We start from the raw sequence: 24,815 nt of genomic DNA, 5'->3' as shown, positions 1-24,815 counted from the left end.
ACATGGAATTGTTCCTACTTTCAATGAGTTTGTGCAATGTTTCACAAAAAGGACATACATACATTAAGAAAACGTTTACAAAAGGTAGTATAATGGAATTTTTTCTGGACATTGCGAGGAAGAAAGGAAAAAGAAAAAGCGCTGTAATTACAGCGCTTTTTCGTCTAAATTCTTTTCCACTTTTACTTCTACTTCTTTTGAGAAGAACCAACCACCAACTGCGATTCCGACTAATACAATCCAGAATGTAAGCTTCCACGGAGTGGATTCTGGGAATGAATGTGGAATTACATTTAATGCAGGGTGTGCTAACGTATAAACTGCTAGCTTCACACCAACCCAACCTACAATTAAGAATGCTGCAGTTTCAAGCCCTGGTTTACGTTTTAAGATTTGTACGAAAGCAGTTGCTGCAAATCGCATAATGATTAATCCGATAAGTCCACCTACAAAGATAACAACGAATTGCCCAGTATCCAGACTACCAATTGTACCTAGTCCTGTTTTTGGTAAAGTCATTGCTAGTGCAACAGCAGCTAAAATTGAATCAACTGCGAAGGCGATATCAGCAACCTCAACTTTAAATACAGTCCACCAAAAGTTCTCTTGTTTTTTCTTTGCTTCTTTTTCTTCTGTTTCTTCATCTGTATTCTTTTTAACATATGTTTTAAATAAGTGATTACCAGCGATAAACATAAGGTAGATGGCACCGATTGCTTGCACTTGCCATACATCGACTAAGAACGAAATCATAAATAACGATCCAAATCGGAAAACGAATGCCCCCGCTAATCCGTAAAATAGTGCTTTCTTTCGTTTTTCTTCTGGTAAATGTTTTACCATAATTGCAAGAACAAGAGCGTTATCAGCCGCTAAAATCCCTTCAAGTGCAATTAGGATGAGTAATACCCAACCATACTCCAATAATAATGATACATCCATGTACATTCTCCTCTCATCTCTATAACTTCTAAATAAGTGAAGAATTTCCCCACTATTTAGTTTCCCCATACTCCTGCCTATTAACTTTGGAAGAATCTGGAAATGAATACAAAAAAGACCTCTGCCGTTAATAGGCAAAGGTCTTGCTAGACATATGTAATAAAAATGCCAACAAAGCCGGAAGAACTAAGTTCTACGTAATGACGACTTTGTTTCCAAGATATATTCTTGGACGCTACTCCCCTTTGGAGATATGTTATTGTATTCTCATTATATGGATAATTTATACGGTTGTCAACCTGTTAAAATATCTTCATTCGGATATTTTATTTTTCGGTTCTTTTTACGAGCAAATGAAAATGCCAATGTTAAAGGACCCATTTTCCCAAAAAACATCATAAAAATAATAATCGCTTTTCCAATTATAGTTAAGTGGGGTGTTAAGTTCATACTGAGGCCAACAGTCCCAAATGCTGAAAATACTTCGAAAGCACTCATCAATAGAGGAACTCGTTCAGTAATACTCAAAATTAAAATAGCAAAAAAGATAAATGAAATAGAAATAATAGTAATGGTTAATGATTTGACAATGAGAGTATCTTTAATGGATTTTTTAAATACGACAATATCTTCTTGTTCTTGTAAAAATTTAAATACGCCAAAAAATATGATTAAAAATGTTGTTAACTTAATCCCCCCACCCGTTGAAGCACTACCAGCACCAATAAACATAAGTAGCATCATTAATAGCAGGGAAGGTTTTGACAATGTAGAAATATCAACTGTATTAAACCCGGCAGTTCGCGTTGAAATTGCTTGGAAATAAGAGGCCATTCCTTCTTCAAATGGGGTAAAACCTCTCATAGAAAGAGAGTTATGGAACTCGAATATAAAAATAAAAAGGGTAGCAATAATGTTGATGATTAGAGTAGAAGAGAGCATAAGTTTTGAATGTAGTGTAAGGTTTTTAAAGTTTTTCTTTCTTTTTATGTCTACGATCACTGTAAAACCAATTCCACCTAAAATGATGAGAGAGGAAATGACGAAATTGACAATAATGCTATGAGAATGGGACATTAAATTATCGCTCCACACAGAAAAACCAGCATTGTTAAAGGCTGAGATTGAATGGAAAAAACTATAATAGATCCCTTTGGTAACCCCGTATTTTGGTACCCACTCAAAAGAAAGAATTAAAGTAGCGATACATTCGACTGTAAAAGAGAATAAAAATAATGCTTTGGCAAGACGGATGACGCCGCCTATATTCGTTTGATTTAATGCTTGTTGTAATAAAATACGGTTTTGAAGACCGATTTTTCTGCCGAGCATAATCGCAATTAAGACAGCAAAGCTCATAATACCAAGTCCGCCAACTTGTATAAGCGTTAAAATGACACATTGTCCAAACAAAGTAAATACTTTTCCAGTGTCCACAACACCAAGCCCTGTAACCGTACAGGCAGAAACTGTTGTAAATAAAGCATCGAGCCATGAAATAGACGTTGTTGTAGCGATTGGAAGCTTTAATAAGCATGTACCTATAATTGATAACATGATAAAAGACAAAGTAAGAACGCGGGGAGGACTCATACGAATGTTAATCCGTTTCATGTTATATATCGTTCCTTTCTGTTTGCTCTTACTAGTATGTGAAAAAGTCCGATTATGTATGTGAAAAATAGAAAGAGGCAGAGAATATCTGCCTCTAAGCCATATGTTATATTATTATCCACGTAATTGTTGTTGAGCTAAAGAAACAAGACGTTTTGTTACTTCACCGCCAACTGATCCGTTAGAACGAGATGCTGTATTAGACCCTAAGCTTACGCCGAATTCTTGTGCAATTTCATATTTAAATTGATCAAGTGCTTGTTCAGCACCTGGAACTAGTAATTTGTTTGTTTTTGCCATGATGATACACATCCTTATGAGTAATCCAGTCCAGATAAGTACTTATCTGAATTGGTACTGTTATTTTATGTGGAACCGGCGTGCTCATACGCGGAAGTAATCGGTGTGATTAGAAGTTATTGGATAGAAAAAAGAGTAGCAAATTTGCTACTCTTTTTTTAGTATTGTCGCTGTACCTTCCACGACAATATCATCCGATTGATTATATATATTTGTTTGCAACGTAATGATTTTTTTATCGTCACGCTTCTTAATAACCTCTGCCACAACGCGAAGTGTATCACCGATTTTGACAGGGGCACGGAATGAAACATTTTGGGATAAATAAATCGTATTTTTGCCTGGGAGTTTCGTTCCAAGGATGGTAGAAATAAAACTCGAAACGAGCATACCATGGGCAATGCGTTCTTTAAACATTGTCGTTTTTGCAAAAGAGTCTAAAATGTGAATAGGATTCACATCCCCAGTCAATTTTGCAAAATTGATAACATCTTCATCTGTAATTGTTTTTGTAAGGGATGCTTGATCACCGACTTGAATCTCATCATAACGAAGCTCCGGGACGGTTTGTGCTTCTTGAAATGGATTCATTTTGTCCTCCTTCTTTTCCATATCGAAAAATGCCAGCCATCTTGATGTAGTAGGAGGAAGAAAGAGTTTTGTTTGTGCTGCAGTTAGCTCCCACATTTTTCTTACTTGATGGAAGTAAATAGATTTTTTGAGTTTTCCTCGAACTTTTTTGCGAGTTCCAACTGTTTTGACTTGAACTCTTCCAAAAAACCTTCTAACTGTTTTTGAGCCTCTTCACGTTGTAATTGTTGTTGCTCAATAAATTGTTTTGTTGTTTCTTCAAATTGACCGCTTGTTTGTGTAAGAATTGACAAAGATGTTTTTGTAGGAGAAACAGTAAGTTGATGCATATGAGCAGAAAGTTCCTTCCATTTGTCCTGCCACTCGTTAATTTGATCATTTAAGGAGTTTCCAGTTAATTGTTTCACGTAATCTGTATATTGGTTGTTGAACTGAGCAGTGAGTTGTTGTAGTTCTTTTTCTAGTTCATCTACTCCTGATGTTAATTTATGCAAAGCGTCTTGTTGTTGTTTTAATGTTTCTAAAGTAAGCTGCTCTAATTGTTTCCCAGCTGAAGAGAAAAGGGAAAGTGATTGAGACCAGTTTTTCCAAAATGCATCGACTAATTCGTATGGTTTAGTTTCCATTATTTGACCCCCAAATGTTTTTTTGCATATTGTGAACGCAGATTACTCTGCTGTACCACCAGGTGAAGATGAAGAATCCTTTTCATCCTTTTCTGGAGAAGTAGAAAATGGAAAGAATGCATTGGTGTATAACGTGAAAAACGTTCGCAACATATTTTGATAATGTTCAAAAGAAGTCGCACATGTTGTTAAATATTGCTCTCCATATTCAGTTAAAGAATAAATTCTTTTTGCCGGCCCTCCATCGCTTGTATCCCAAGTAGAAGAAATAAGGTTTTCTTTTTCTAATTTGCGTAGTGTTCTATAAACATTACCTTGGTCAACAGAAGAAAAGCCGATATCCATTAGCATTTGAATAAGTTTGTAACCATGAAGACTCCAGTCTTTTAGACATAGAAGTAAGAAGGGAACTAAGAAGTTTTTTGGCATGGAGTTTGGTTGTTTCGCTTGGTTGCTCTCCAAACTTTCGCGTTGTTCTGGTTCATTTTGTAGCATGATTGTGCATCACCTCATGAATCAGTTAGATGGAATTTTTTGCTTATAAGTGCAATTTACACCTATCTGTTTTTAAAGTCAACACATTTGTTAGAAAATAGAAAAAAATAAAATATAGACTTGAAGTTTTATTCAGAATATTAGAAAATAGTGAATAGGTTGAATTGTTTCAAAAACGAAAAAAGGAGTGTAGGTAAAGTGATTGATCAAAAATTCGATCCACTACAAGCATGGAAAAATGCTTATGAACAAACCGAAACATTTTGGGGAAAAGCGCTCAATGAAACAATTAAAACAGAAGAATATTCTGCTTGGATGGGCAGCGTTCTAGATTTGAATTTGTTTTATCAAAAAGCATTAAATGATACGACAAAAAACTATTTAGAACAAGTAAATGTGCCGACGAAAGAGGATATCGCAAGAGTGGCTACGCTTGTTATTAACTTAGAAAATAAAGTAGATAACATTGAGGAGTTTCTAGAGGAGAAAGTCGATTCTTTAGGACAAGCTCCTACATTAAAGCGTGATGTGACGAAAGTGAAACAAGATATTCGTACGCTTGAAACAAAAGTAGATCAAATTTTAGAATTGCTAGAAAAGCAAAATGCAGTACTAGCTAAACTACAAGTACCTGTAAAAGAAGAGGTAAAGCCTGCGAATAAGCCAGAAAATAAAAAATGATAAAAGCGCTTGTTTATAACAGATAAAAGAGAGAGGGAGAATCTCTTTTCACGTATAAACAGCGAAACATAATTATATATGGACTCTATAGTATGAGTACCAAAATGATTCATAACAATCGTTCACAAATTCATTTAAGGGGGAAAAGAAATGGTTCAATTAAATGGAAAAGTAGCAATCGTAACAGGTGGAGCAAAAGGAATTGGAAAAGCAATTACAGTAGCATTAGCACAAGAGGGAGCGAAAGTAGTTATTAACTATAATAGCAGTAAAGAAGCAGCTGAAAATTTAGTAAATGAATTAGGAAAAGACGGACATGATGTTTATGCAGTGCAAGCGGATGTTTCTAAAGTAGAAGATGCAAACCGACTTGTAGAAGAAGCTGTGAATCATTTTGGTAAAGTTGATATTCTTGTTAATAATGCTGGTATTACAAGAGATCGTACATTCAAAAAGTTAAATCGTGAAGATTGGGAGCGCGTAATTGACGTGAATTTAAGTAGCGTATTTAATACGACAAGCGCTGTTCTTCCATACATAACAGAAGCGGAAGAAGGAAGAATTATTAGCATTTCTTCTATTATTGGTCAAGCAGGTGGATTTGGCCAAACAAACTACTCAGCAGCAAAAGCAGGTATGCTAGGATTTACAAAATCGTTAGCGTTAGAACTTGCAAAAACAAATGTCACTGTAAACGCTATTTGCCCAGGATTTATTGATACTGAAATGGTAGCAGAAGTACCAGAAGAAGTACGTCAAAAAATCGTTGCAAAAATCCCGAAAAAACGTTTTGGTCAAGCTGATGAAATTGCAAAAGGTGTAGTATACCTATGCCGTGACGGTGCGTATATCACAGGTCAACAATTAAACATTAACGGCGGATTATATATGTAATGAAGCAAGAAAAAAGTGCATATCCATAGCAGGAATGCACTTCTTTTTTTTAGAAGGAAATCGACCAAAAAGGAGATAGAAAAATGACTACATTCGCAACAGAATGGGAAAAGCAATTAGAGCTATACCCAGAAGAGTACCGAAAAGCATACCGCCGAGTGAAAAGGGCGAGTGAAATTTTATTACGTGAACCAGAGCCGCAAGTAGGATTAACGCCGAAAGAGGTTATTTGGACGAAGAATAAGACGAAGCTTTATCGCTACATTCCAAAACAAGAAAAAACACAAAGAGTTCCAATTCTGTTAATATATGCTCTTATTAATAAACCATATATTATGGATTTAACTCCTGGAAATAGTTTAGTGGAATATCTAGTGGATCGTGGTTTTGATGTGTATATGCTTGATTGGGGCACATTTGGTTTAGAAGATAGTCATTTGAAATTTGATGATTTCGTGTTTGATTATATTGCAAAAGCCGTAAAAAAAGTAATGCGAACTGCGAAATCGGACGAGATTTCTTTACTTGGTTATTGCATGGGTGGAACGCTAACTTCTATTTATGCAGCGCTTCATCCGCACATGCCAATTCGTAACCTAATCTTTATGACAAGTCCTTTTGATTTCTCTGAAACAGGATTGTATGGTCCTTTATTAGATGAGAAATACTTCAATTTAGATAAAGCGGTTGATACATTTGGAAATATTCCGCCAGAAATGATTGATTTCGGAAACAAAATGTTAAAGCCAATTACGAACTTTGTTGGTCCATATGTTGCTTTAGTAGATCGTTCAGAGAATGAACGCTTCGTCGAAAGCTGGAGATTGGTTCAAAAGTGGGTTGGTGATGGTATTCCGTTCCCAGGTGAATCATACAGACAGTGGATTCGTGATTTTTATCAAAATAATAAATTGGTTAAGGGTGAACTCGTTATTCGCGGACAAAAGGTAGACCTTGCAAATATTAAGGCGAATGTCTTAAATATTTCTGGGAAACGTGATCATATCGCTTTGCCATGTCAAGTAGAAGCATTGCTAGATCATATTTCTAGCAATGATAAACAATATGTATGTTTACCGACAGGACATATGTCTATCGTTTACGGTGGAACAGCTGTAAAACAAACATATCCGACGATTGGAAATTGGCTTGAAGAGCGTTCTAATTAAAGATAAAAAATCCAACTAGCCTATGTTAGTTGGATTTTTTTATGAAAAATAACAAAACATAGAAAGGAGAAATTTATATTTTAGGAGTATAATTATGAAACTTATGATGGGTAAGTTGTTTTGGAATACAGGAGTTTCTGTACCTTGTTATCCACTGTTAGAAAATGATATGATATGTGATGTGCTCGTAGTCGGAAGCGGCGAAGCCGGTGCTCATATAGCGCATTCGTTAGCGAAAATTGGCATGAGTGTTACACTTATTGAAAAAAGAGCCATTGCATGTGGTAGCACAGCTGCTAATACAGGTTTACTACAATTTCTTCATGATAAATCGTTAACCTCTCTTATCCATACATTTGGTAAAGAAAAAGGGGTGCGAGCATATAAGCTTTGTTATGAAGCGCTAAGAACAATGAAAGCGGTAATACCGACTCTTGATATTAATCCCCATTTTATTCTGCGAAATAGTTTATATTATGCAAGTAAAAGTGAGGATGTCTCATTTTTACAAGAGGAGTACAATACGTTACAGAATTATGGATTTCCTGTTGAGTATTTTACAGCATCTGATATTAAGGAGCGTTATCCTTTTATAAAACAAGCGGCATTATATACACACGGTGATGCTGAGGTAAATCCGTATTTATTAGCACATAGTCTTTTGCATAAAGCAAACCAAATGGGAGCTAATATATATGAACATACAGAGGCAATACATATAAAAAAACGCAAAAATGATTTAATTTGTTACACGAAAACAGGGAATCAAATTGTAGCAAAGAATATTATTATGGCGACAGGTTATGAAGCGCTTTTTGGAAAGAAAGAAAAAAATACAACAGTAGACACCTCTTATGCAATTGTAACAAATGAAATAGATCAGTTTGAAGGCTGGCATGAGCGATCGTTAATTTGGGAAACGGCACGGCCCTACTTATATTTTCGAACGTATCAAAACCGCATTATTGTAGGCGGATTAGATGAAGCGATGCAAATTCAAACAATCGGTGATACGAAATTATTGCATAAGCGTGATATCCTTATTAATATTGTAAAAGAGATGTTCCCGCAGTATAAAAATATACAGGCAGACTACTATTGGGCAGCTGTATTTGGTGGTACTCATGATGGTCTTCCCATTTTAAAAGAAGATGAAAAGATACATAATTTATTTTACGCATTGCCGTATGGAGGTAATGGAACTGTATATGGAATGGTCTTTGCCAAATTATTTGAGCAGTTATTTACAAATAAAGAAAGTAAAGATTTTTCTTTATTTAATCGATAGAAAAAAGGTAGCGAAGTGATGGAATGAGAGATATAAAAAAGTTTTTACAAAAATTACGTCCTGTACAACTCATCGTTTTGTTTTATTTATTAGCGGTAGTTGTATCGGTGATATTGCTTAGTTTCCCGTTTGTTACGAAGCCCGGTGTGAAATGGACATTTATAGATGCTCTTTTTACATCGGTTAGTGCGGTAAGTGTTACGGGGCTGTCTGTTATTACGATTCCAGATACGTTTACTACTGCAGGAATTATTGTTTTAGCTCTTATTTTACAATTAGGCGGCTTAGGAATTATGGCGCTTGGTACATTTGTTTGGATCATTACGGGGAAAAAGATTGGTTTGCAAAGAAGAAGATTAATTATGGCAGATCATAATCAAGGGAATTTATCGGGTCTCGTAGAATTGATGCGTTCTATTTTAATTGTAATTATTTCGATAGAACTTATTGGAGCAATCTTATTAGGTACAAGATTTTTACTTTACTTTCCGACTTGGCAAGAAGCTTATTTTCACGGTTTCTTTGCAGCTGTTAGTGCGACTACGAACGGCGGATTTGATTTAACAGGACAGTCATTAATTCCGTATAAAAAAGATTATATTGTTCAAATGATTCATATGTTACTAATTATTTTAGGAGCGATTGGTTTCCCTGTGCTAATGGAAGTAAAGCAATTTCTTAGTAAAAGGCGACAACAATTATTCCGTTTTTCATTATTTACAAAATTGACGACAACAACATTTTTCGTACTCGTTGTTGTGGGTACAATTATGATTTTTTTACTGGAGAGAAATCATTTTTTAGTAGGAAAATCATGGCATGAAACTGTATTTTATACATTATTTCAATCTGTGACGACGCGAAGTGGTGGACTTGCAACAATGGATATACGTGAATTATCACAACCGACGCTTTTATTTATGAGTATATTAATGTTTATAGGGGCATCTCCAAGTTCGGTTGGGGGCGGAATACGTACAACTACATTTGCTGTTAGTATATTGTCACTATACACCTTTGCAAGGGGCGGTAGAACAGTTAGAGTCTTCAAACGTCAGCTACATGAAGAGGATGTACTGAAAGCATCTGTCGTTATGACGATGGGGATTTTGTTATGTGCTACTGCGCTATTCATTTTATCTATTACGGAAAATGTACCGCTTATGAGCTTAATTGTTGAAGTTTGTTCTGCTTTCGGAACGACGGGACTATCAACAGGTGTTACGCCTGATTTAACAACTGTTGGGAAACTTGTACTTATTGTGCTTATGTTTATCGGACGCGTTGGTATTTTAACATTTATTTTAGCTAGTGGTGGAAGGGAACAACCACCTCGCTATAAATACCCGAAAGAGCGGATTATTATTGGATAGTATGAAACCATTCTACCTACGTTAGGTAGAATGGTTTTTTAGTCGTTAATGCCAAATTGTGGATGCATAAAAGCTTCATTTTTATTATCCACTTCGTTTTTTAGTAACTCTTGATTTTCTTCTGAAATCCACCCAATATCATTTGTCGGATGGATCCACTCATCGCCAGCCATAATGGCAGGATCTACTTCATCACTCCAATTGTTAAGCGGACTGTTCTCGGAATTATATTTACTGTCTCCAATTACAACATTATATTGATTCACAAAAGGTTGTTGCATCGTTTTTCCTGTTCCTTTAAAAGATGGAAAATTCATTTGATGCGGGAGCGTTTCGTCTAAAATGGGTGATTGAATCTTTTCTTTTTTCTTCAAAATTATCGCTCCTTTTTATAATGATTTCTTCATATGTAGTATTTCCATCTAACGCCTCTTATGTACTTGTTAACACTTGCCAGTAATAATTATTTTAAGTTGTTTCAAACTAGAGTAGAAAGTGATTTCTTGAGAGCAGGTGAATGTATTGGTAAAAAGAAAAGTGAAACAAAATGCGGCAATCAATAATAATAAAACTCCGAAAGAAAGCTTACCAGATGCAGAATTTGCATTAGAGTATGAAGGAGAAAATAGCGCAAAGTATGCGAATCGTAATTCAAAAAAAGGGAAACAAAAATGAGGCGTTTTTTACAAACGCCTCATTTTTTTGTGGGATTATAAAGGTTTTTTTAATTATTTGTAAATTTAGTGTTTTCTATTAGCGGAAAAATGCGAAAAAACATAGAAGTAGCAACGTATTACACAAAAACAAACAACAAACAAAAGATTAATGTTGGTTTAATACTGCTTTTACACTAGTTGTTTATATTTGAGTTGTACATAAGATTTGTAAAAGGAGAGAGAAACAGTGAAAAAAACAATCTTTAAAGCTGTAGCGACTGGAATGGTATTTTCGTTATTAATGGGGTGTGGTGCAAAGAAGGAAGAAAGTGCTGGAGCGAAAGTGAAAGATGACAAATTATCTGGATCATTAACTGTTTACACAGCAATTGAAGAAGAACTTGTACCAATTTATCTTGATTCCTTTAAAAAGAAATATCCTGATGTGAAATTGAACATTGTACGTGATTCAACAGGAGTTATTACTGCGAAATTGCTAGCTGAAGGGAAAAATACACAAGCAGATGTTGTATGGGGAACTGCGGCATCAAGTCTATTAGCTTTAGATAAAAAAGATATGTTAAAAGGATACTCTCCAAAAGGAGCAGATCGTGTTCTTCCACAATTTAAAGATGATAAGCAACCTGAAAAATGGGTAGGAAATACTGCATTTATGACGGGGATTGCTGTAAATAAAGAAGAGTTAAAGAAGAAAAATTTACCGATGCCAGAATCATATGAAGATTTAACGAAACCAGAGTATAAAGGAACACTTGTTATGCCACATCCAGCATCATCTGGAACAGGATTTTTAACAGTTTCTGCATGGCTACAAATCATGGGTGAAGATAAAGGCTGGGATTACATGAAGAAACTTCATGATAATATGGCAAGTTATACGCATTCAGGATCAAAACCAGCGAAATTAGCAGGAGCGGGTGAATATCCAGTTGGCGTATCAATGGTTTATAGTGCTTTGAAAGAGAAACAAAAAGGTGCACCAGTTGAAGTTGTATTGCCGAAAGAAGGATTAGGTTGGGAAGTAGAAGCGAACGCACTTATTAAAAAAGATAATGCAAAAAATGAAAAATTAGCGCAAGCATTTTTAGATTGGGCGATTACTGATGATGTAATGAAGTTATACTTCGAGAAAAATGGATTTGCGACAATTAAAAATGATTATAAACTTCCAGATGGATTCCCTAAAGATGTAACAGAAAAGTTATACAAAAAGAATGACTTTAAGTGGGCAGCAGAAAATCGTGACAAAATTTTAGAAAAATGGGAAAAAGAGTTTGGCCAAAAAGCAGAACCGAAAAAGTAAGTGAGTGGGAGAGAGAAAAAATGAGCGAATATTTATCAATTCAACACATTCAAAAACAGTTTGATGCATTTACAGCGTTAAAAGATATTTCTTTTACTGTGAACAAAAATGAGTTTGTATGTTTATTAGGCCCAAGTGGTTGTGGGAAAACGACATTGCTTCGAATTTTAGCAGGTCTAGAAGAGGCAACAACAGGTAGTATAGCTGTGAATGGAAAAGATATTACAGCATTACCTCCTGGAAAGAGAAACTTCGGAATGGTGTTTCAATCGTATGCATTATTTCCGAATTTAACAGCACTTGAAAATATTGAATACGGCTTAAAGACAAAAAAATATGGAAAAGCAGAAGTAAAAGAGAAAGCGCTAGAGGCGTTAAAACTTGTAGATTTACTGAATGTAAAAGATAAATATCCTGCTCAAATGTCTGGTGGACAACAGCAGCGAGTGGCACTTGCACGTGCGCTCGCTCTGTCTCCAGATATTTTGTTACTTGATGAGCCGTTATCTGCTTTAGATGCGAAAGTACGTGAAAAGTTACGTAGAGAAATGCGTGATTTGCAAGAGAAAGTAGGAGTAACAACTATTATGGTCACGCATGATCAAGAAGAGGCATTAACGATGGCTGATAAAATTGTTGTAATGAATCATGCGGAAATTATGCAGATTGGAACACCAGAGGAGATTTATCAAAGACCAGCCAATCCGTTTGTGGCAGATTTTATTGGTTCTATTAATTTCTTTTCGAAAAATAACGAAGAGCATGCAATTCGTCCTGAACATGTAACAATTGTACAAAAGGACGGTATTAAAACAGTTGTGGAAAGTATGGAGTTTCGTGGATCTGTATATCGGACGGAAGTGCGAGTCGTAGAAGAAAACACATACCTTTATAATGAGAAAATTGTAGTGGATATATTAGCATCAGAAGTAGAAGTAGCTGATATTAGAAAAGGAAAGCCGATTCAAATCTCTTTCTCAGAAAATCATATGTTGTCATATGGAAAGAAGGTCATTGTATAGATGGAGATGTTAGAAAACTACAAGGTAGAAAGTGCGAAAAAAAAGATTAAGAGAAGTATAGGGAAAGAGGAATGGATCCAAAGGCTTGTAATTATCGGTATGATTCTTTCCTTCCTTATCATACTTGTATTACCACTATTACAACTATTTACACAAGCTTTTTATAATAAAGATGGAGTTTTCATTGGTTTAGCGAATTTCAGTAAATATTTCACAACACCGACTTTAGTTCAGTCTTTACAAAATACGGTATGGATTTCGGGCGCAACAACAATTATTTCAGTTTCAATTGCATTCGTTTACGCATATGCGATTGCCCGTACGAATGTTTTTGGAAAGCGTGTATTTCAGTATGTAGCGTTATTACCATTGTTTGCACCAACGATGATGCACGGTATAGCACTTACATATTTATTTGGTAATCAAGGGCTAGTAACGAAAGGAATGTTTGGGTTATTTGAAGGTATACAAATCCCTTTATATGGACCAGTAGGAATTGTAATAGCTGAAGTTATGTATACATTTCCGCAAGCCTTTCTCATATTACTAATTGCCTTTCAAGGATCCGATTATCGTTTATATGAAGCTTCTAATATGCTAGGGGCGAGTAAAACAAAACAATTTTTCACGGTTACTTTACCTAGTGTAAAGTACGGATTAATTAGTGCAATGTTTGTTGTGTTTACACTTAGTTTCACTGATTTTGGGGCACCAAAAATTGTTGGTGGACAATATAATGTGCTTGCTACTGACGTATACAAACAAGTAATTGGACAGCAAAATATGTCGATGGGTGCAACAGTTGGAATGATTTTATTAATCCCAGCTATATTCGCATTTGCAGTTGATCGTATTACGCAAAGAAAGCAGGCGAATTTCTTATCTTCAAAAGCAGTACCATACAGAATAATAGCTAATAAGAAAAGAGATGTCATCTCATTCATATACTGTAGTGTGATTACATTTATGATCATTTTGTTATTTGTGGCAGTTGGTATTGCTGCAAGTGTGAAAGTATGGCCATATAATATGAGTTTTACATTTGAGCATTTTAATTTTTCGAGTTTAACAGGAGATGGACTTGAAGCATTTAAAAATAGCGTAATTGTTTCAGCAGTTACAGCAGTTATTGGGGCGATTTTAACATTTGTATTTGCATATGCAATTGAGAAAATAGACCAGCTACAATTCTTCCGAAAAACAGGTTACTTTTTCTCTATCGTTCCTTTAGCCATACCAGGTTTAGTACTCGGATTAGGATATGTCTTTTTCTTTAGTCAACCAACGATTCAAATTTTGGGACTATCAGTAACGAACCCGTTTCATTCTTTATACGGAACAATCGCTGTGTTAGTACTAGTAAATATCATTCATTTTTATTCTGTAACATTTGTCACGGCAACGACTGCTTTAAAGAAATTAGATCGAGAGTTTGAGCTTGTTTCGCAGTCGATGGGTATTCCGTTTTATAAAACATTCTTTAGAGTAACGGTACCAATGTGTTTACCAGCAATTTTAGAAATGGTAATGTACTACTTCGTAAATTCAATGGTAACTGTATCGGCAGTTGTATTCCTATATGCAGCTGATTTTAAACTAGCTGCCGTATCAATCGTAAATATGGATGATGCAGGAAATGTGGCGCCAGCAGCTGCAATGAGTGTGCTTATTGTTGTTACAAATATTGTAGTAAGAGTTGTATATGAATGGGGAACGAAAGCACTTCGTAACCGAACTTCACAATGGCAAAAAAGATAAGTAAGAAAGGTGATGGACAGAATGAAAATTGAAGCAGTTATTTTTGATTGGGCAGGGACAACAGTTGATTACGGATGTTTTGCACCACTAGAAGTATTCATGGAGATTTTTCATAAACGGGGTGTAGCAATTACAGCAGAAGAAGCTCGTAAGCCAATGGGGTTATTAAAAATAGATCATGTAAGGGCACTTACTGAGATGCCTCGTATTGCGAGTGAGTGGAATCGTATTTTCCGACAATTACCAACAGAAGCAGACATTCAGGAGATGTATGAAGAATTTGAAGAGATTCTCTTCGCTATTTTACCGCGCTATGCTTCGCCGATTAATGGAGTAAAAGAAGTGATTGCTTCTTTACGTGAAAGAGGAATTAAAATTGGTTCAACGACTGGTTATACGAGAGAAATGATGGATATTGTAGCAAAGGAAGCAGCGTTACAAGGATATAAACCTGATTTTCTTGTTACGCCAGATGATGTTCCAGCAGGCCGTCCATATCCATGGATGTGCTATAAAAATGCAATGGAACTTGGTGTGTATCCGATGAACCATATGATAAAAGTTGGGGACACAGTATCAGATATGAAAGAAGGTAGAAATGCTGGAATGTGGACAGTGGGTGTAATTCTTGGCAGTAGCGAGCTCGGTTTAACGGAAGAGGAAGTGGAGAATATGGATTCGGTAGAACTTCGTGAAAAAATAGAAGTAGTTCGCAATCGTTTCGTTGAAAATGGGGCGCACTTTACGATAGAAACGATGCAGGAACTCGAAAGCGTAATGGAACATATCGAGAAACAAGAACTTATTATTTCATAAAAGGGGAATAGGATCATGACTGAAAATCACTACTTATTATTAACACCAGGACCATTAACGACAACAAAATCAGTAAAAGAAGTTATGCTATACGATTGGTGTACGTGGGATGATGAATATAATACGATGGTGCAAGAAGTAAGAGCTAAACTTGTATCGTTAGCGACGAAGGAAGAAGAGAAATATACAACAGTGTTAATGCAAGGAAGCGGTACGTTTTCAGTTGAAGCAGTAATTGGTTCTGTTATTCCGGCAAATGGGAAGCTTCTCGTTTGTACAAATGGTGCGTACGGTAAGCGCATTGTGCAAATGGCAGAGATGTTACAGATTGATGTAGTGGTCAGTCAAACAGAAGAGTGGGAACCTACTAATATTGTAGAAGTAGAGAAGTTATTGCAAGAAGATAAAGAGATTACGCATATTGCAGTTGTTCATTGCGAAACGACGACAGGCATTATAAATCCAATTGTAGATGTATGTAAATTAGGAAAACAGTATGGAAAGGTTACAATTGTTGATGCGATGAGTAGTTTCGGCGGGATTGAAATAGACAGTGCTGATTTACAAATTGATTTTTTAATTAGTAGTGCGAATAAGTGTATTCAAGGGGTTCCTGGATTCGGATTTGTAATCGCAAAACGTGATGAATTATTGAAGTGTAAAGGGCAAGGACGCTCTTTATCTCTTGATTTATATGATCAATGGGAAACGATGGAAAAACAAAATGGGAAATGGCGTTTTACTTCACCTACACATGTTGTACATGCTTTTTATCAAGCACTACTTGAACTAGAAAAAGAGGGAGGAGTAAGAGCGCGTTACAATCGATATTACAACAATCAAAAACTACTAGTAAATAGAATGGGAGAAATCGGATTTAAGCCACTAGTAGATGAGGAATATCAATCTCCTATTATTACATCTTTCATTTATCCAAAAGAGGGATTCGAGTTTCAACAGTTATATAACGAATTAAAGCGTTTTGGATTTGTTATTTACCCTGGAAAAATTTCGAAAGTAGATACGTTCCGCATTGGAAATATCGGTGATGTACATGAAGAAGATATTAATCGCTTAGTTGATAGTATTGCTAAAGGAGCTGTTATTGGGTGAAAGTATTTTGCTTAGGTGGAGCAGGTAAAATTTGTCACGAAGCTATTTTGGATTTAGCTCAATTTTCATCTTTTGAGACAATTACAGTAGCTGATTTTAACGAGGTAGAGGGCCGTAAAGTAGTAGAATGGCTCAACGACCCTCGTGTTGATTTTGTAAAAGTAGATGTAAAGAATCACGAGGATACGGTTGCAAAAATGATTGGTTATGACATTGTAATGGACGGTACGACGATAAAGTTAAACAGATTGTCGACCCGCTGTATTGCAGAAGCAGGCTGTCACGGTGTGAACTTAAATGGATTTGGTGAAGAAAATGAATCGCATGCTATATTTGTTGAAAATGAAAAGATATGTTTACCTGGATTTGGCATGACGCCAGGTGTAACGCAAATGATGGCAATGCATGCAGCAAATCAATTGGATACTGTAGAGTCTGTCCGTGTAAGTCACGGTTCGTATCGTCCGATTGCTTTTTCTGCATCAATTACAGAGACAACGACATATGAATATGATCCATATTTACCATCGCGTACAGTGTATGAAGATGGTGAATTTAAGCAAGTACCTCCGTTTGCGCGTCCGAGAGAAATAGAATTGCCAGAGCCTTATGGTAAGGCAACGCAGTATATCATTCCGCATTCTGAAACGATTACGCTAGCAAAGGCATTAGAAAATAAAGGTGTCAAACTGATAGAGACGAGAGGAACTTGGCCACAGCAAAATATGCAACTTGTACGTGCTTTATATGATTACGGCATATTGCGTAATGATCAGATTGAAATAAACGGGAAAGAAATAGGCATTATGGATTGTATTTCACAGTATTTATTGCAATCGAAAGAAGGGCAAGAAACAGAGCTTTATGGTTATGCACTTCATGTAGAAGTAATAGGTATGAAAAATAATGAGAAGCAAAGACATGTGTTATATCATACACATCCGTTATCTGATGGTTCTGTTGTAGGATGGGAAAAATTAAGAGCGTATACGAGAAACGTCGGTATTCCATTTGGGATTGCTGCAGAGTTAATTGCAAATGGAAATGTAAATAGGGTGGGTGTTGTTACGCCTGAAGAAGCCTTTGAAAATCCACAATTGATTTTTGATGAGCTAGCAAAGCGCGGTATTCATATTCATGAAGAAGTTTCTACTTATAAAGAAAATTATAGCTTTGTATAAGTAAGGAAGTTTATAAGGGAGATATAAATGAGGTGAAGCTATGTCTGTAGTAGGAGAAGAAAGAAAGCGAACCATTCTTGAAAAGGTAGAATTTAAAGGGAAAGTAAAGGTTTCAGAATTAGCGAGAGAATTTGCTGTATCAACAGAAACGATTCGTCGATATTTAGAAGAATTAGATCGTGAAAAGAAGCTGAAAAAAGTGTATGGTGGAGCTGTTCAACTTCCAGGCGCTGGAGTAGAGGCACCAATGTTAGAAAGAGAAATGCTACATATAGAAGAGAAGAAAAGAATTGGTTATAAAGCAGCGACATTTGTAGAAGACGGTGATGTCATTGCAATTGATGATGGAAGTACACCGCTTCAAATGGTTCCATACCTTGTTCATCGTAAAAACTTAACGATTGTAACAAGTTCATTTCCAGTCGCAACACAATTAATTTCTTCTATTAATAAAAAGATGTTTCACGGTGAAGTTTTATTTATAGGTGGAAAAGTATCTCCAAAGCATTCGCGTGTATCAGGGTCTATTTCTCAGCAAGTCATACAGCAATTTCATTTTCATAAAGCGTTCGTTTCGATTGATGGGTTATTACCTAGTTTTGGAGTTTCCAGCTTTGAATTAGAGAAAGCGAAATTGTCAGAGGCGATGATGAAATTAGCTGAGAAAACATATATTTTATGTGATCATACGAAGGTAGGAGTGAAAGGGAATTATCGTATAGCAGCAATTTCGCGTATTCAACACGTAATTTGTGATAAAAAAATGCCATATAGCTTTGAAGAAGAACTTAAGAAGCATAATATTCAGTGGACAGTTTGTTAAATACAGTGAAAGCACATAAACTCCCGCCTAATTTTTAGGAGGGAGTTTTATTATCTGTAAATCGTAAAATAAAAGATTTGCAGTTATGCAAAAAGTGGACACATTTTCTCACCTCTTTCATATAATTTACCAATACAAAAAAAGTTGGTCGAAGGAAAGAAGGGAGAACATGTCAGAACGAATATATAATAAACTTGTATTGTACGCGAATATTTTGCAAAAAATCGGTGTCATCAATGAGAAGGAAAAAAGTGAAATTCTTCATACGATAGGTAAAAAAGCCCTTTGAATAAAGGGCTTTTTTATTTTTTTATCTTTAAAAATATAAATTTAATGTAATATTCTCATTGACAATGATAATGATATTCATTATCATTTATTTGCGGATGATTGATAATACTTATCAATTGTAAAGATTATATATGATAGGGGATATTATTTTGAAAAAAAATTACATGAAGGCGCTAGTAGTAGCGACAACATTAGCAATTCCATTTGCTACGTACTCTACTCCAGCATTAGCGGCATTAAAAGTTGAAGCAAATCAATCGGTAGCAGCAGCGAGTGATCGCACGTATGATACTGAGATTAAAATATATAAGGACCAAAAAGATGAGCCATCTATGGTTTCTCAATATATAAAAGATCCTAAAGTAACGATTGCAGCTGGCAAAAAAATTGTCACTGTAACAATGCAAGATAGTGATTATTTTCAATATCTTAGAATAGAAGATAGAAACCAGCCTGGTGTATTTCATGATGTGAAGGTTTTGTCAGAAGATAAGAGGAAGAATGGAACGAAAGTAGTTCAATTTGAAATTGGTGAGTTTGAGAAGAAGCACAATATGCAAATGCATATACTTATTCCAGCTATTGGATATGATCACAAATATCAAGTTCAATTTGAAATTAAAGATCCAACTGTAGGTAACAAAGAAACAGAGAAACCAGATGATAACTCTAATTCAGGCAATACGGAAACGGATAATCCAGTTGATAATCAAAATATGATAACAGATAACAAATTAAGAGAACTTGTGAATAAAAAAGTATTTAATAGAAAAGATTTAAATACACCAATTACGAAAGAAGAGTTATTACAAGTAAAGGATTTGTTTTTAAATACGAATGAGATACTTGATTATAGTGCATTAAAATATATGCCAAATTTAAAATCTTTAACAGTTGCGAATGCGAAGATAAAAGATCCGTCGTTCTTTGCGAACTTAAAGCAATTAAGTCATTTAGCTTTGCGTGGTAATGAATTTTCAGATGTAACGCCACTTGTTAAGATGGATAATTTAGAATCTCTTGATTTAAGTAATAATAAAATTACAAACGTTGCACCACTAACTGAAATGAAAAATGTAAAAAGTTTATTTCTATCAGGCAACCAAATAGAAGATGTAACAGCATTAGCGAAAATGGAACAACTAGATTACTTGAATTTAGCAAATAATAAAATTACGAACGTTGCTCCATTAAGCGCTTTGAAAAATGTAACATACTTAACTTTAGCAGGTAATCAAATTGAAGATATTAAAGCGTTATATTCATTACCTTTAACAGACTTAGTATTAACACGTAATAAAGTTAAAGATTTATCCGGCATTGAGCAAATGAAGCAATTAGAAGAATTGTGGATCGGGAAAAATGAAATAAAAGATGTTACTCCTCTAAGTAAGATGACACAGTTAAAACAATTACACTTACCTAACAATGAGTTAAAGGATATTACGCCATTATCAAGTTTAGTAAACTTACAAAAGCTTGATTTAGAAGCGAATTATATTTCAGACTTATCACCAGTTAGTAATTTGAAAAAATTAGTATTTCTAAGTTTTGTTGCAAATGAAATTCGTGATGTCCGACCAGTTATAGAACTAAGTAAGACGACTTATATTAATGTCCAAAATCAAAAAGTATTTTTAGAGGAAACAGAAGTAAATAAAGAAATAAAAGTACCTATATATGAAAAAGATGGTGAAGTTTCTACGAAAATCCGTCTGAAGAGCGATAATGGTACGTATAGTAATGGCGTAGTAAAATGGAGTACACCAGGTGAGAAAATATATGAATTTGGTGTGAAAGATCCATTCGCGGATACAGGAATTTTCTTTACAGGGTCTGTTATTCAAAATGTAGTAGAAAGTAAAGACGGTAATACGTCTAAAGAAGATGAGAAAACAGAAGTGGTAGAATTTAAAGATGTACCAAAAGGACATTGGTCAGAAGAAGCAATTAATTACTTAGCGAAAGAAAAATTATTTATAGGCTATGGAAATGGTGAATTTGGATTTGGTGATAACATTACTCGTGGACAAGTAGCTCTTCTAATACAAAGGTATTTAAAATTAGAAAATAATCTAGTACCAAAAACGGCATTTACAGATACGAAAGGAAATATGTATGAAACGGCTATTGATGCAGTGGTTCAAGCTGGAATTATGACAGGCTATGGAAATGGTATGTTCCGTCCAGATGGAGTATTAACTCGATATGAAATGTCAGTAGTATTACAAAGAGTATTTCAGTTAAAAGAAAATGAAAATAGTGCAGAGAATTTTAAAGATATACCAAATGGCCATTGGGCGAAAGGATATGTGAAAGCTTTAGTGGATAATAAAATATCAAAAGGCGACGGGGAAGGGAATTTTTTAGGAGATAATTTCGTAACACGTGAACAATATGCACGGTTTTTATATAATGCAATAAAGAAATAAAGTGAAACTTTAATCAGTGGGGGGGTTGTTCATTCCCCACTGATTATTAGCCCTCACTAATCGGGCTGCCCGTTAATGCGGAATAAAAAATGAGGAAAATACGCTATTATTTAATTAAAGAGTAGCGTATTTTTTATGTACAAAATGAAATAGGAAATAGATAGGAGTATAGACATATGAATAGCCTATTTTAAAGAAGAACCACGAAACTATATTGACAAAAAAGCGTTCTCATGTGATAATTCAATTAATTTTTAGAATAATCAAAAAATATTCCTTTTACATAGAAAGGATTCGAACCTTATATGAATATTATGCCGGGGGTGACGAAATGTTATTTTTTCTGAAGAAATGGAATGAATTAAAAGATGTGAAATCTGAATTGGCACTTCGTGATTGGTTTTATGGTACCAAAATTAGCTTATCGCTATGTACGTCAAAAGAGCCGTTAACATTCTTAGTAAATGTTGAGGGAAGAGATAAAGGGCTATTTTCGGAAGAAGATTTTATTGTCGTAAATTGCATGTGCGAGTCAGTATTTGAAAATGAAGAAAAACCAGCTGCAGAGTCATTTATGCATGCGGATATTTATAAAAAAAGTAGTGCAGGATGTATTTTACAAGTGCAGACTGTAGATAGTCATTTAATATCAGAGTTATATGGGGAAGAAGGAGAAGTAACGTTCGATAAACGCAGTGTGGAGCGTGTTTTCGGAAAAGAAGGTATAACAGAAATGACAATTCCAATTGTAGAAGATGAAAAAAAATTCGCTGATTTATTAGAAAGGAATGTTCCGAATTTCATTGAAGGTGGAGGAGTAGTTCTTGTTCATAATTACGGCATGATTGTGTGGGGAAAAACGCCAGAAGAGGCGAAAAAATGGCTAGAGGGTATAGAATATTTAATGAACTATCATGTAAAGTTATTAATGATTAAGGGGGCAAGGAGCTCTGTTATATAAAAATGGATGTGATATAGCTACAAGTTAATAAATAAATGAAAGCGTTTTAAAAATAATTTCACTCATAAAATATAGGTCTCCTTATTATATATAGATTACATGTTGACATGTAAGGAGGAACATATTTTGCGAGTTAAATATCATTTTCTGCCAAAGCAGCAAGTAACATTTTGCAAAATAAATGATTCTGGTGAAGAGGCACTGCAAATGATGAACGAAACGGGATTTCGAGCCATCCCGGTATTAGCAGAAGATGAGAAGAAATTCACAGGGATTATTTATAAAGTAGATTTATTAGAAAAAAAATGCAATAGCGGATTAGAGCATGTAAGTGCAGGAGATATGCTCGATGATTCTAATGCATTTATTTTTGAAAAGGATTCCTTCTTCAGAGCTTTTTATGTAATTCGTCGGCTTCCGTTTTTAGCCGTGCTAAATGATTATAATGAATTTGTCGGTATGTTAACGCATTCGAATATATTTGATGTTATTGAAGATTCATTTGGTATGCGAACAGGTGGTTATATATTAACAATTGCAACACAAGATTGTAAGGGAACGATTAAAGAGCTTGGGACATTGTTAAAAGCATATAATATCGGTGGCCTATTTACGCTAGATAACGGTGATCAATATATCCGCCGCGTTATTGTAAATATATCAGATGAGTTAGATGAAACAAAATTAAAGCAATTAATCGGAAAAATAGAGAAAAAAGGATTCAGAGTGAGTCATGTAGATTATATTTAAGTTAAAAAGAAAAGTACCTATCTGTTATATATAGATAGGTACTTTTTTGTCCCGCTATTTGTGGGCAGTAAGATCTTCGCCTCAAAATTCAGCGCAAGCAAAGAAGTTAAGTGGGGGCGGACTGCCCGTAAAAGCCCAATTGGTGAGGGCTGATTATATGTGAGTAATGAACTTTATTTTGAAACAGGAGGCGGGGATAATGCTAGATCAGATAAGAAAATAAAGTCTGCATGCTCACGAATTTTAGGGATAGAAGTTTCAATAACGCGTGATGTAATTTCACCTGGGGGGCCCACATGCCCGATAGCTACCATAATAGGTTTTTCTTGAATTTTTTTGATGAGTAATTGGGCTTGTTTTGAAATATGCCCTGCTGTATATACATCATCAAAAAATAGTTGGTTTTCAATAATAGGAACTCCTAATTCTTTTCCGATTTTTGGGACGACACTATTAGGATTCGTTTTACTATCTAAGTAAAATAAACCGTGTTTTTTACAAGCAGCAAGTATAAGGCGAACAATTCTTTCATCCGCTGTTACTTTTGACCCCATATGATTGTTCATTCCAATTGCATGCGGTACTTCTTGAATCGCTTGTTCAAGTCGGTTGTTTATTTCTTCATCGCTTAAATCAGTTGTAATTGCTTTCGGCCCAAGCCATTCTTTTTTACCTTTTATAGGTTCCATTGGCATATGTATAATAACTTCATGTCCTTTCTTATGGGCAGCTATTGCGTCTTCTTTTGTGGAAGGAAGAAAAGGCATAACAGCAACAGTGAGTGGAATGGGAAGTGATAACATTTGATTAGTCCCCTTCATATTATTACCGAAATCATCAATGACAATAGCAACTTTATTCGTATGAGCATTTGCTTGAATAGGAAATAAGAAAGACGGTAAAAACAAAACAATGATGAATAATGCAATCGTATATTTTCGCATATAAATATTTCCTTTCTATTGTTATCCTGCTATTTGTGGGTAGTAAGACTCCCACCTCAACATTGGGCTGGATAGGTGGGAGATTCACTGCCTACCCGATTGGTGAATGCTAATTATCAGTGGGGGCTGAACAAAAAAACACTGATTAAAGTTTCACTTTATCAATCATCATTATGTTTTGCTTTTTTATATAAATTAAACAAAAAATGTCGAAGAAAAGTAGGTGGAAAATTAAGAATCCCCGGTTTACGTAGGATTTATAAAAAAAGAAGATGAAAAAAATGTCTATTATTGCGAATGTATTTACAAAGATAGAATAATTTGTAATAATTCTCAAAGTGAGGGTAAAGATTTGTAAATTACAGGGAGAAAATGTTAAATTTTCTGATTCTTCAAATTTGCATATGATTAAGTAGTTAAAAAAAGTCAATGGAGAAGTGAAGTTAAGAGCATGGAAGTATAATAAGGGGGATATGGATGTTTACTGTAAAAAGGAAGTACACATTAGAAAAGCTTTCACGTGATATTCATATGAAACGTGAAGAAATGATTCAACTAGGATTAACAAGTGGGCTAAATAGTAGGGAGACAATTCAAGTTAGTCAAGAATTGGACAAGCTTATTTTACAATATCAATGTTATAAAGAAAAACAAACACCGAAATGGTTTTCAATTATAAAAATACCTATTTTCCAAATCGGGTATGAAGGAAAATCAAATAATTTTTGGCGAATGCTTGTGGCTGGTTTTATGAAATAAGTATAATTACCC

The 24,815-nt window shown here is 34.9% G+C and carries 25 protein-coding genes and 1 riboswitch; of the genes, 17 read left to right on the top strand and 8 right to left on the bottom strand.

What is annotated here, in order from left to right:
- Positions 1-147: 147 nt before the first annotated feature.
- The 6 genes from EBQ15_RS16855 to phaQ form a co-directional block, all read right to left on the bottom strand.
- Positions 148-942 carry a TerC family protein gene (locus tag EBQ15_RS16855; RefSeq protein ID WP_000383326.1) on the bottom strand — a complete coding sequence of 265 codons (795 nt, stop codon included), beginning with the start codon at positions 940-942 and terminating at the stop codon, positions 148-150.
- Positions 943-1,024: 82 nt separating this feature from the next.
- Positions 1,025-1,198, bottom strand: a riboswitch (yybP-ykoY riboswitch).
- 38 nt (positions 1,199-1,236) lie between these two features.
- Positions 1,237-2,556: a TrkH family potassium uptake protein gene (locus EBQ15_RS16850; protein WP_000822339.1), complete on the bottom strand. Its 1,320-nt coding sequence runs from the start codon at positions 2,554-2,556 to the stop codon at positions 1,237-1,239.
- Between the two features lie 114 nt (positions 2,557-2,670).
- Positions 2,671-2,856, bottom strand: a complete 186-nt coding sequence (locus tag EBQ15_RS16845) for an alpha/beta-type small acid-soluble spore protein (RefSeq protein ID WP_001140707.1) — start codon at positions 2,854-2,856, stop codon at positions 2,671-2,673.
- 147 nt (positions 2,857-3,003) lie between these two features.
- Positions 3,004-3,447, bottom strand: coding sequence for a MaoC family dehydratase (locus EBQ15_RS16840; RefSeq protein ID WP_001067916.1), 444 nt, complete (start codon positions 3,445-3,447; stop codon positions 3,004-3,006).
- A gap of 101 nt (positions 3,448-3,548) precedes the next feature.
- Positions 3,549-4,073 carry a polyhydroxyalkanoic acid inclusion protein PhaP gene (gene phaP, locus EBQ15_RS16835; RefSeq protein ID WP_000448594.1) on the bottom strand — a complete coding sequence of 175 codons (525 nt, stop codon included), beginning with the start codon at positions 4,071-4,073 and terminating at the stop codon, positions 3,549-3,551.
- A gap of 42 nt (positions 4,074-4,115) precedes the next feature.
- Positions 4,116-4,568: a poly-beta-hydroxybutyrate-responsive repressor gene (gene phaQ / locus EBQ15_RS16830; protein ID WP_000939955.1), complete on the bottom strand. Its 453-nt coding sequence runs from the start codon at positions 4,566-4,568 to the stop codon at positions 4,116-4,118.
- Positions 4,569-4,766: 198 nt separating this feature from the next.
- Between phaQ and phaR the strand changes: the two genes are divergently transcribed.
- The 5 genes from phaR to EBQ15_RS16805 all read left to right on the top strand — a co-directional run bounded on the left by phaR (position 4,767) and on the right by EBQ15_RS16805 (position 9,973).
- Positions 4,767-5,249, top strand: coding sequence for a polyhydroxyalkanoic acid synthase subunit PhaR (gene phaR / locus EBQ15_RS16825; protein ID WP_000566942.1), 483 nt, complete (start codon positions 4,767-4,769; stop codon positions 5,247-5,249).
- Positions 5,250-5,399: 150 nt separating this feature from the next.
- Positions 5,400-6,143, top strand: a complete 744-nt coding sequence (locus EBQ15_RS16820; protein WP_000250407.1) for an acetoacetyl-CoA reductase — start codon at positions 5,400-5,402, stop codon at positions 6,141-6,143.
- Positions 6,144-6,226: 83 nt separating this feature from the next.
- On the top strand, positions 6,227-7,312 hold the full coding sequence (gene phaC, locus EBQ15_RS16815; RefSeq protein ID WP_000206333.1) for a class III poly(R)-hydroxyalkanoic acid synthase subunit PhaC: 1,086 nt from the start codon (positions 6,227-6,229) through the stop codon (positions 7,310-7,312).
- A 94-nt stretch (positions 7,313-7,406) separates the two neighbouring features.
- The gene (locus EBQ15_RS16810) at positions 7,407-8,600 is read left to right on the top strand and encodes an NAD(P)/FAD-dependent oxidoreductase (protein WP_000772520.1); all 1,194 of its coding nucleotides are present in this window, start codon (positions 7,407-7,409) and stop codon (positions 8,598-8,600) included.
- A 23-nt stretch (positions 8,601-8,623) separates the two neighbouring features.
- Positions 8,624-9,973: a TrkH family potassium uptake protein gene (locus EBQ15_RS16805; protein WP_001204692.1), complete on the top strand. Its 1,350-nt coding sequence runs from the start codon at positions 8,624-8,626 to the stop codon at positions 9,971-9,973.
- A gap of 38 nt (positions 9,974-10,011) precedes the next feature.
- Here the strand turns inward: EBQ15_RS16805 and EBQ15_RS16800 are convergent, their stop codons facing one another.
- On the bottom strand, positions 10,012-10,347 hold the full coding sequence (locus tag EBQ15_RS16800; RefSeq protein ID WP_000726028.1) for a DUF3905 domain-containing protein: 336 nt from the start codon (positions 10,345-10,347) through the stop codon (positions 10,012-10,014).
- Between the two features lie 148 nt (positions 10,348-10,495).
- Between EBQ15_RS16800 and EBQ15_RS31200 the strand changes: the two genes are divergently transcribed.
- The 11 genes from EBQ15_RS31200 (at position 10,496) to cbpA (ending at position 23,100) form a co-directional block, all read left to right on the top strand.
- Positions 10,496-10,648, top strand: a complete 153-nt coding sequence (locus EBQ15_RS31200; RefSeq protein WP_000240799.1) for a hypothetical protein — start codon at positions 10,496-10,498, stop codon at positions 10,646-10,648.
- A gap of 228 nt (positions 10,649-10,876) precedes the next feature.
- A complete protein-coding gene (locus EBQ15_RS16790) occupies positions 10,877-11,953 on the top strand; it encodes a putative 2-aminoethylphosphonate ABC transporter substrate-binding protein (protein WP_000750895.1) in 1,077 nt (358 codons plus the stop codon).
- 20 nt (positions 11,954-11,973) lie between these two features.
- Positions 11,974-12,975, top strand: coding sequence for a putative 2-aminoethylphosphonate ABC transporter ATP-binding protein (locus EBQ15_RS16785; RefSeq protein WP_000006191.1), 1,002 nt, complete (start codon positions 11,974-11,976; stop codon positions 12,973-12,975).
- Positions 12,976-14,733: a putative 2-aminoethylphosphonate ABC transporter permease subunit gene (locus EBQ15_RS16780; protein ID WP_000425514.1), complete on the top strand. Its 1,758-nt coding sequence runs from the start codon at positions 12,976-12,978 to the stop codon at positions 14,731-14,733.
- Positions 14,734-14,754: 21 nt separating this feature from the next.
- Complete coding sequence (phnX, locus tag EBQ15_RS16775; RefSeq protein ID WP_000687362.1) at positions 14,755-15,549, top strand: phosphonoacetaldehyde hydrolase; 795 nt, start codon at positions 14,755-14,757, stop codon at positions 15,547-15,549.
- Positions 15,550-15,564: 15 nt separating this feature from the next.
- The gene (gene phnW / locus EBQ15_RS16770; RefSeq protein ID WP_000138232.1) at positions 15,565-16,662 is read left to right on the top strand and encodes a 2-aminoethylphosphonate--pyruvate transaminase; all 1,098 of its coding nucleotides are present in this window, start codon (positions 15,565-15,567) and stop codon (positions 16,660-16,662) included.
- Entirely contained in the window at positions 16,659-17,843 is a 1,185-nt protein-coding gene (locus tag EBQ15_RS16765) for a saccharopine dehydrogenase family protein (protein ID WP_000862126.1), read from the top strand. Before phnW ends, EBQ15_RS16765 begins: the two co-directional genes overlap by 4 nt.
- A gap of 40 nt (positions 17,844-17,883) precedes the next feature.
- Positions 17,884-18,666 carry a DeoR/GlpR family DNA-binding transcription regulator gene (locus EBQ15_RS16760; RefSeq protein WP_000117667.1) on the top strand — a complete coding sequence of 261 codons (783 nt, stop codon included), beginning with the start codon at positions 17,884-17,886 and terminating at the stop codon, positions 18,664-18,666.
- A gap of 422 nt (positions 18,667-19,088) precedes the next feature.
- A complete protein-coding gene (locus EBQ15_RS16755) occupies positions 19,089-21,389 on the top strand; it encodes an NEAT domain-containing leucine-rich repeat protein (RefSeq protein WP_001999381.1) in 2,301 nt (766 codons plus the stop codon).
- A 331-nt stretch (positions 21,390-21,720) separates the two neighbouring features.
- On the top strand, positions 21,721-22,350 hold the full coding sequence (locus EBQ15_RS16750; RefSeq protein WP_000896005.1) for a class II aldolase/adducin family protein: 630 nt from the start codon (positions 21,721-21,723) through the stop codon (positions 22,348-22,350).
- A 126-nt stretch (positions 22,351-22,476) separates the two neighbouring features.
- Entirely contained in the window at positions 22,477-23,100 is a 624-nt protein-coding gene (gene cbpA, locus EBQ15_RS16745; RefSeq protein ID WP_001264207.1) for a cyclic di-AMP binding protein CbpA, read from the top strand.
- Between the two features lie 173 nt (positions 23,101-23,273).
- Here the strand turns inward: cbpA and EBQ15_RS16740 are convergent, their stop codons facing one another.
- A complete protein-coding gene (locus EBQ15_RS16740) occupies positions 23,274-24,044 on the bottom strand; it encodes a divergent polysaccharide deacetylase family protein (RefSeq protein ID WP_001234107.1) in 771 nt (256 codons plus the stop codon).
- A 477-nt stretch (positions 24,045-24,521) separates the two neighbouring features.
- Between EBQ15_RS16740 and EBQ15_RS16735 the strand changes: the two genes are divergently transcribed.
- Entirely contained in the window at positions 24,522-24,803 is a 282-nt protein-coding gene (locus tag EBQ15_RS16735) for an aspartyl-phosphate phosphatase Spo0E family protein (RefSeq protein WP_000495536.1), read from the top strand.
- Positions 24,804-24,815 lie beyond the last annotated feature (12 nt).

It is taken from the genome of Bacillus sp. 2D03, from assembly GCF_003946765.1.
Taxonomy (GTDB): Bacteria; Bacillota; Bacilli; order Bacillales; family Bacillaceae_G; genus Bacillus_A; species Bacillus_A cereus.
The sequence above is the reverse complement of the archived record's forward strand: the minus strand, read 5'-3'. Positions and strand labels throughout refer to the sequence as shown.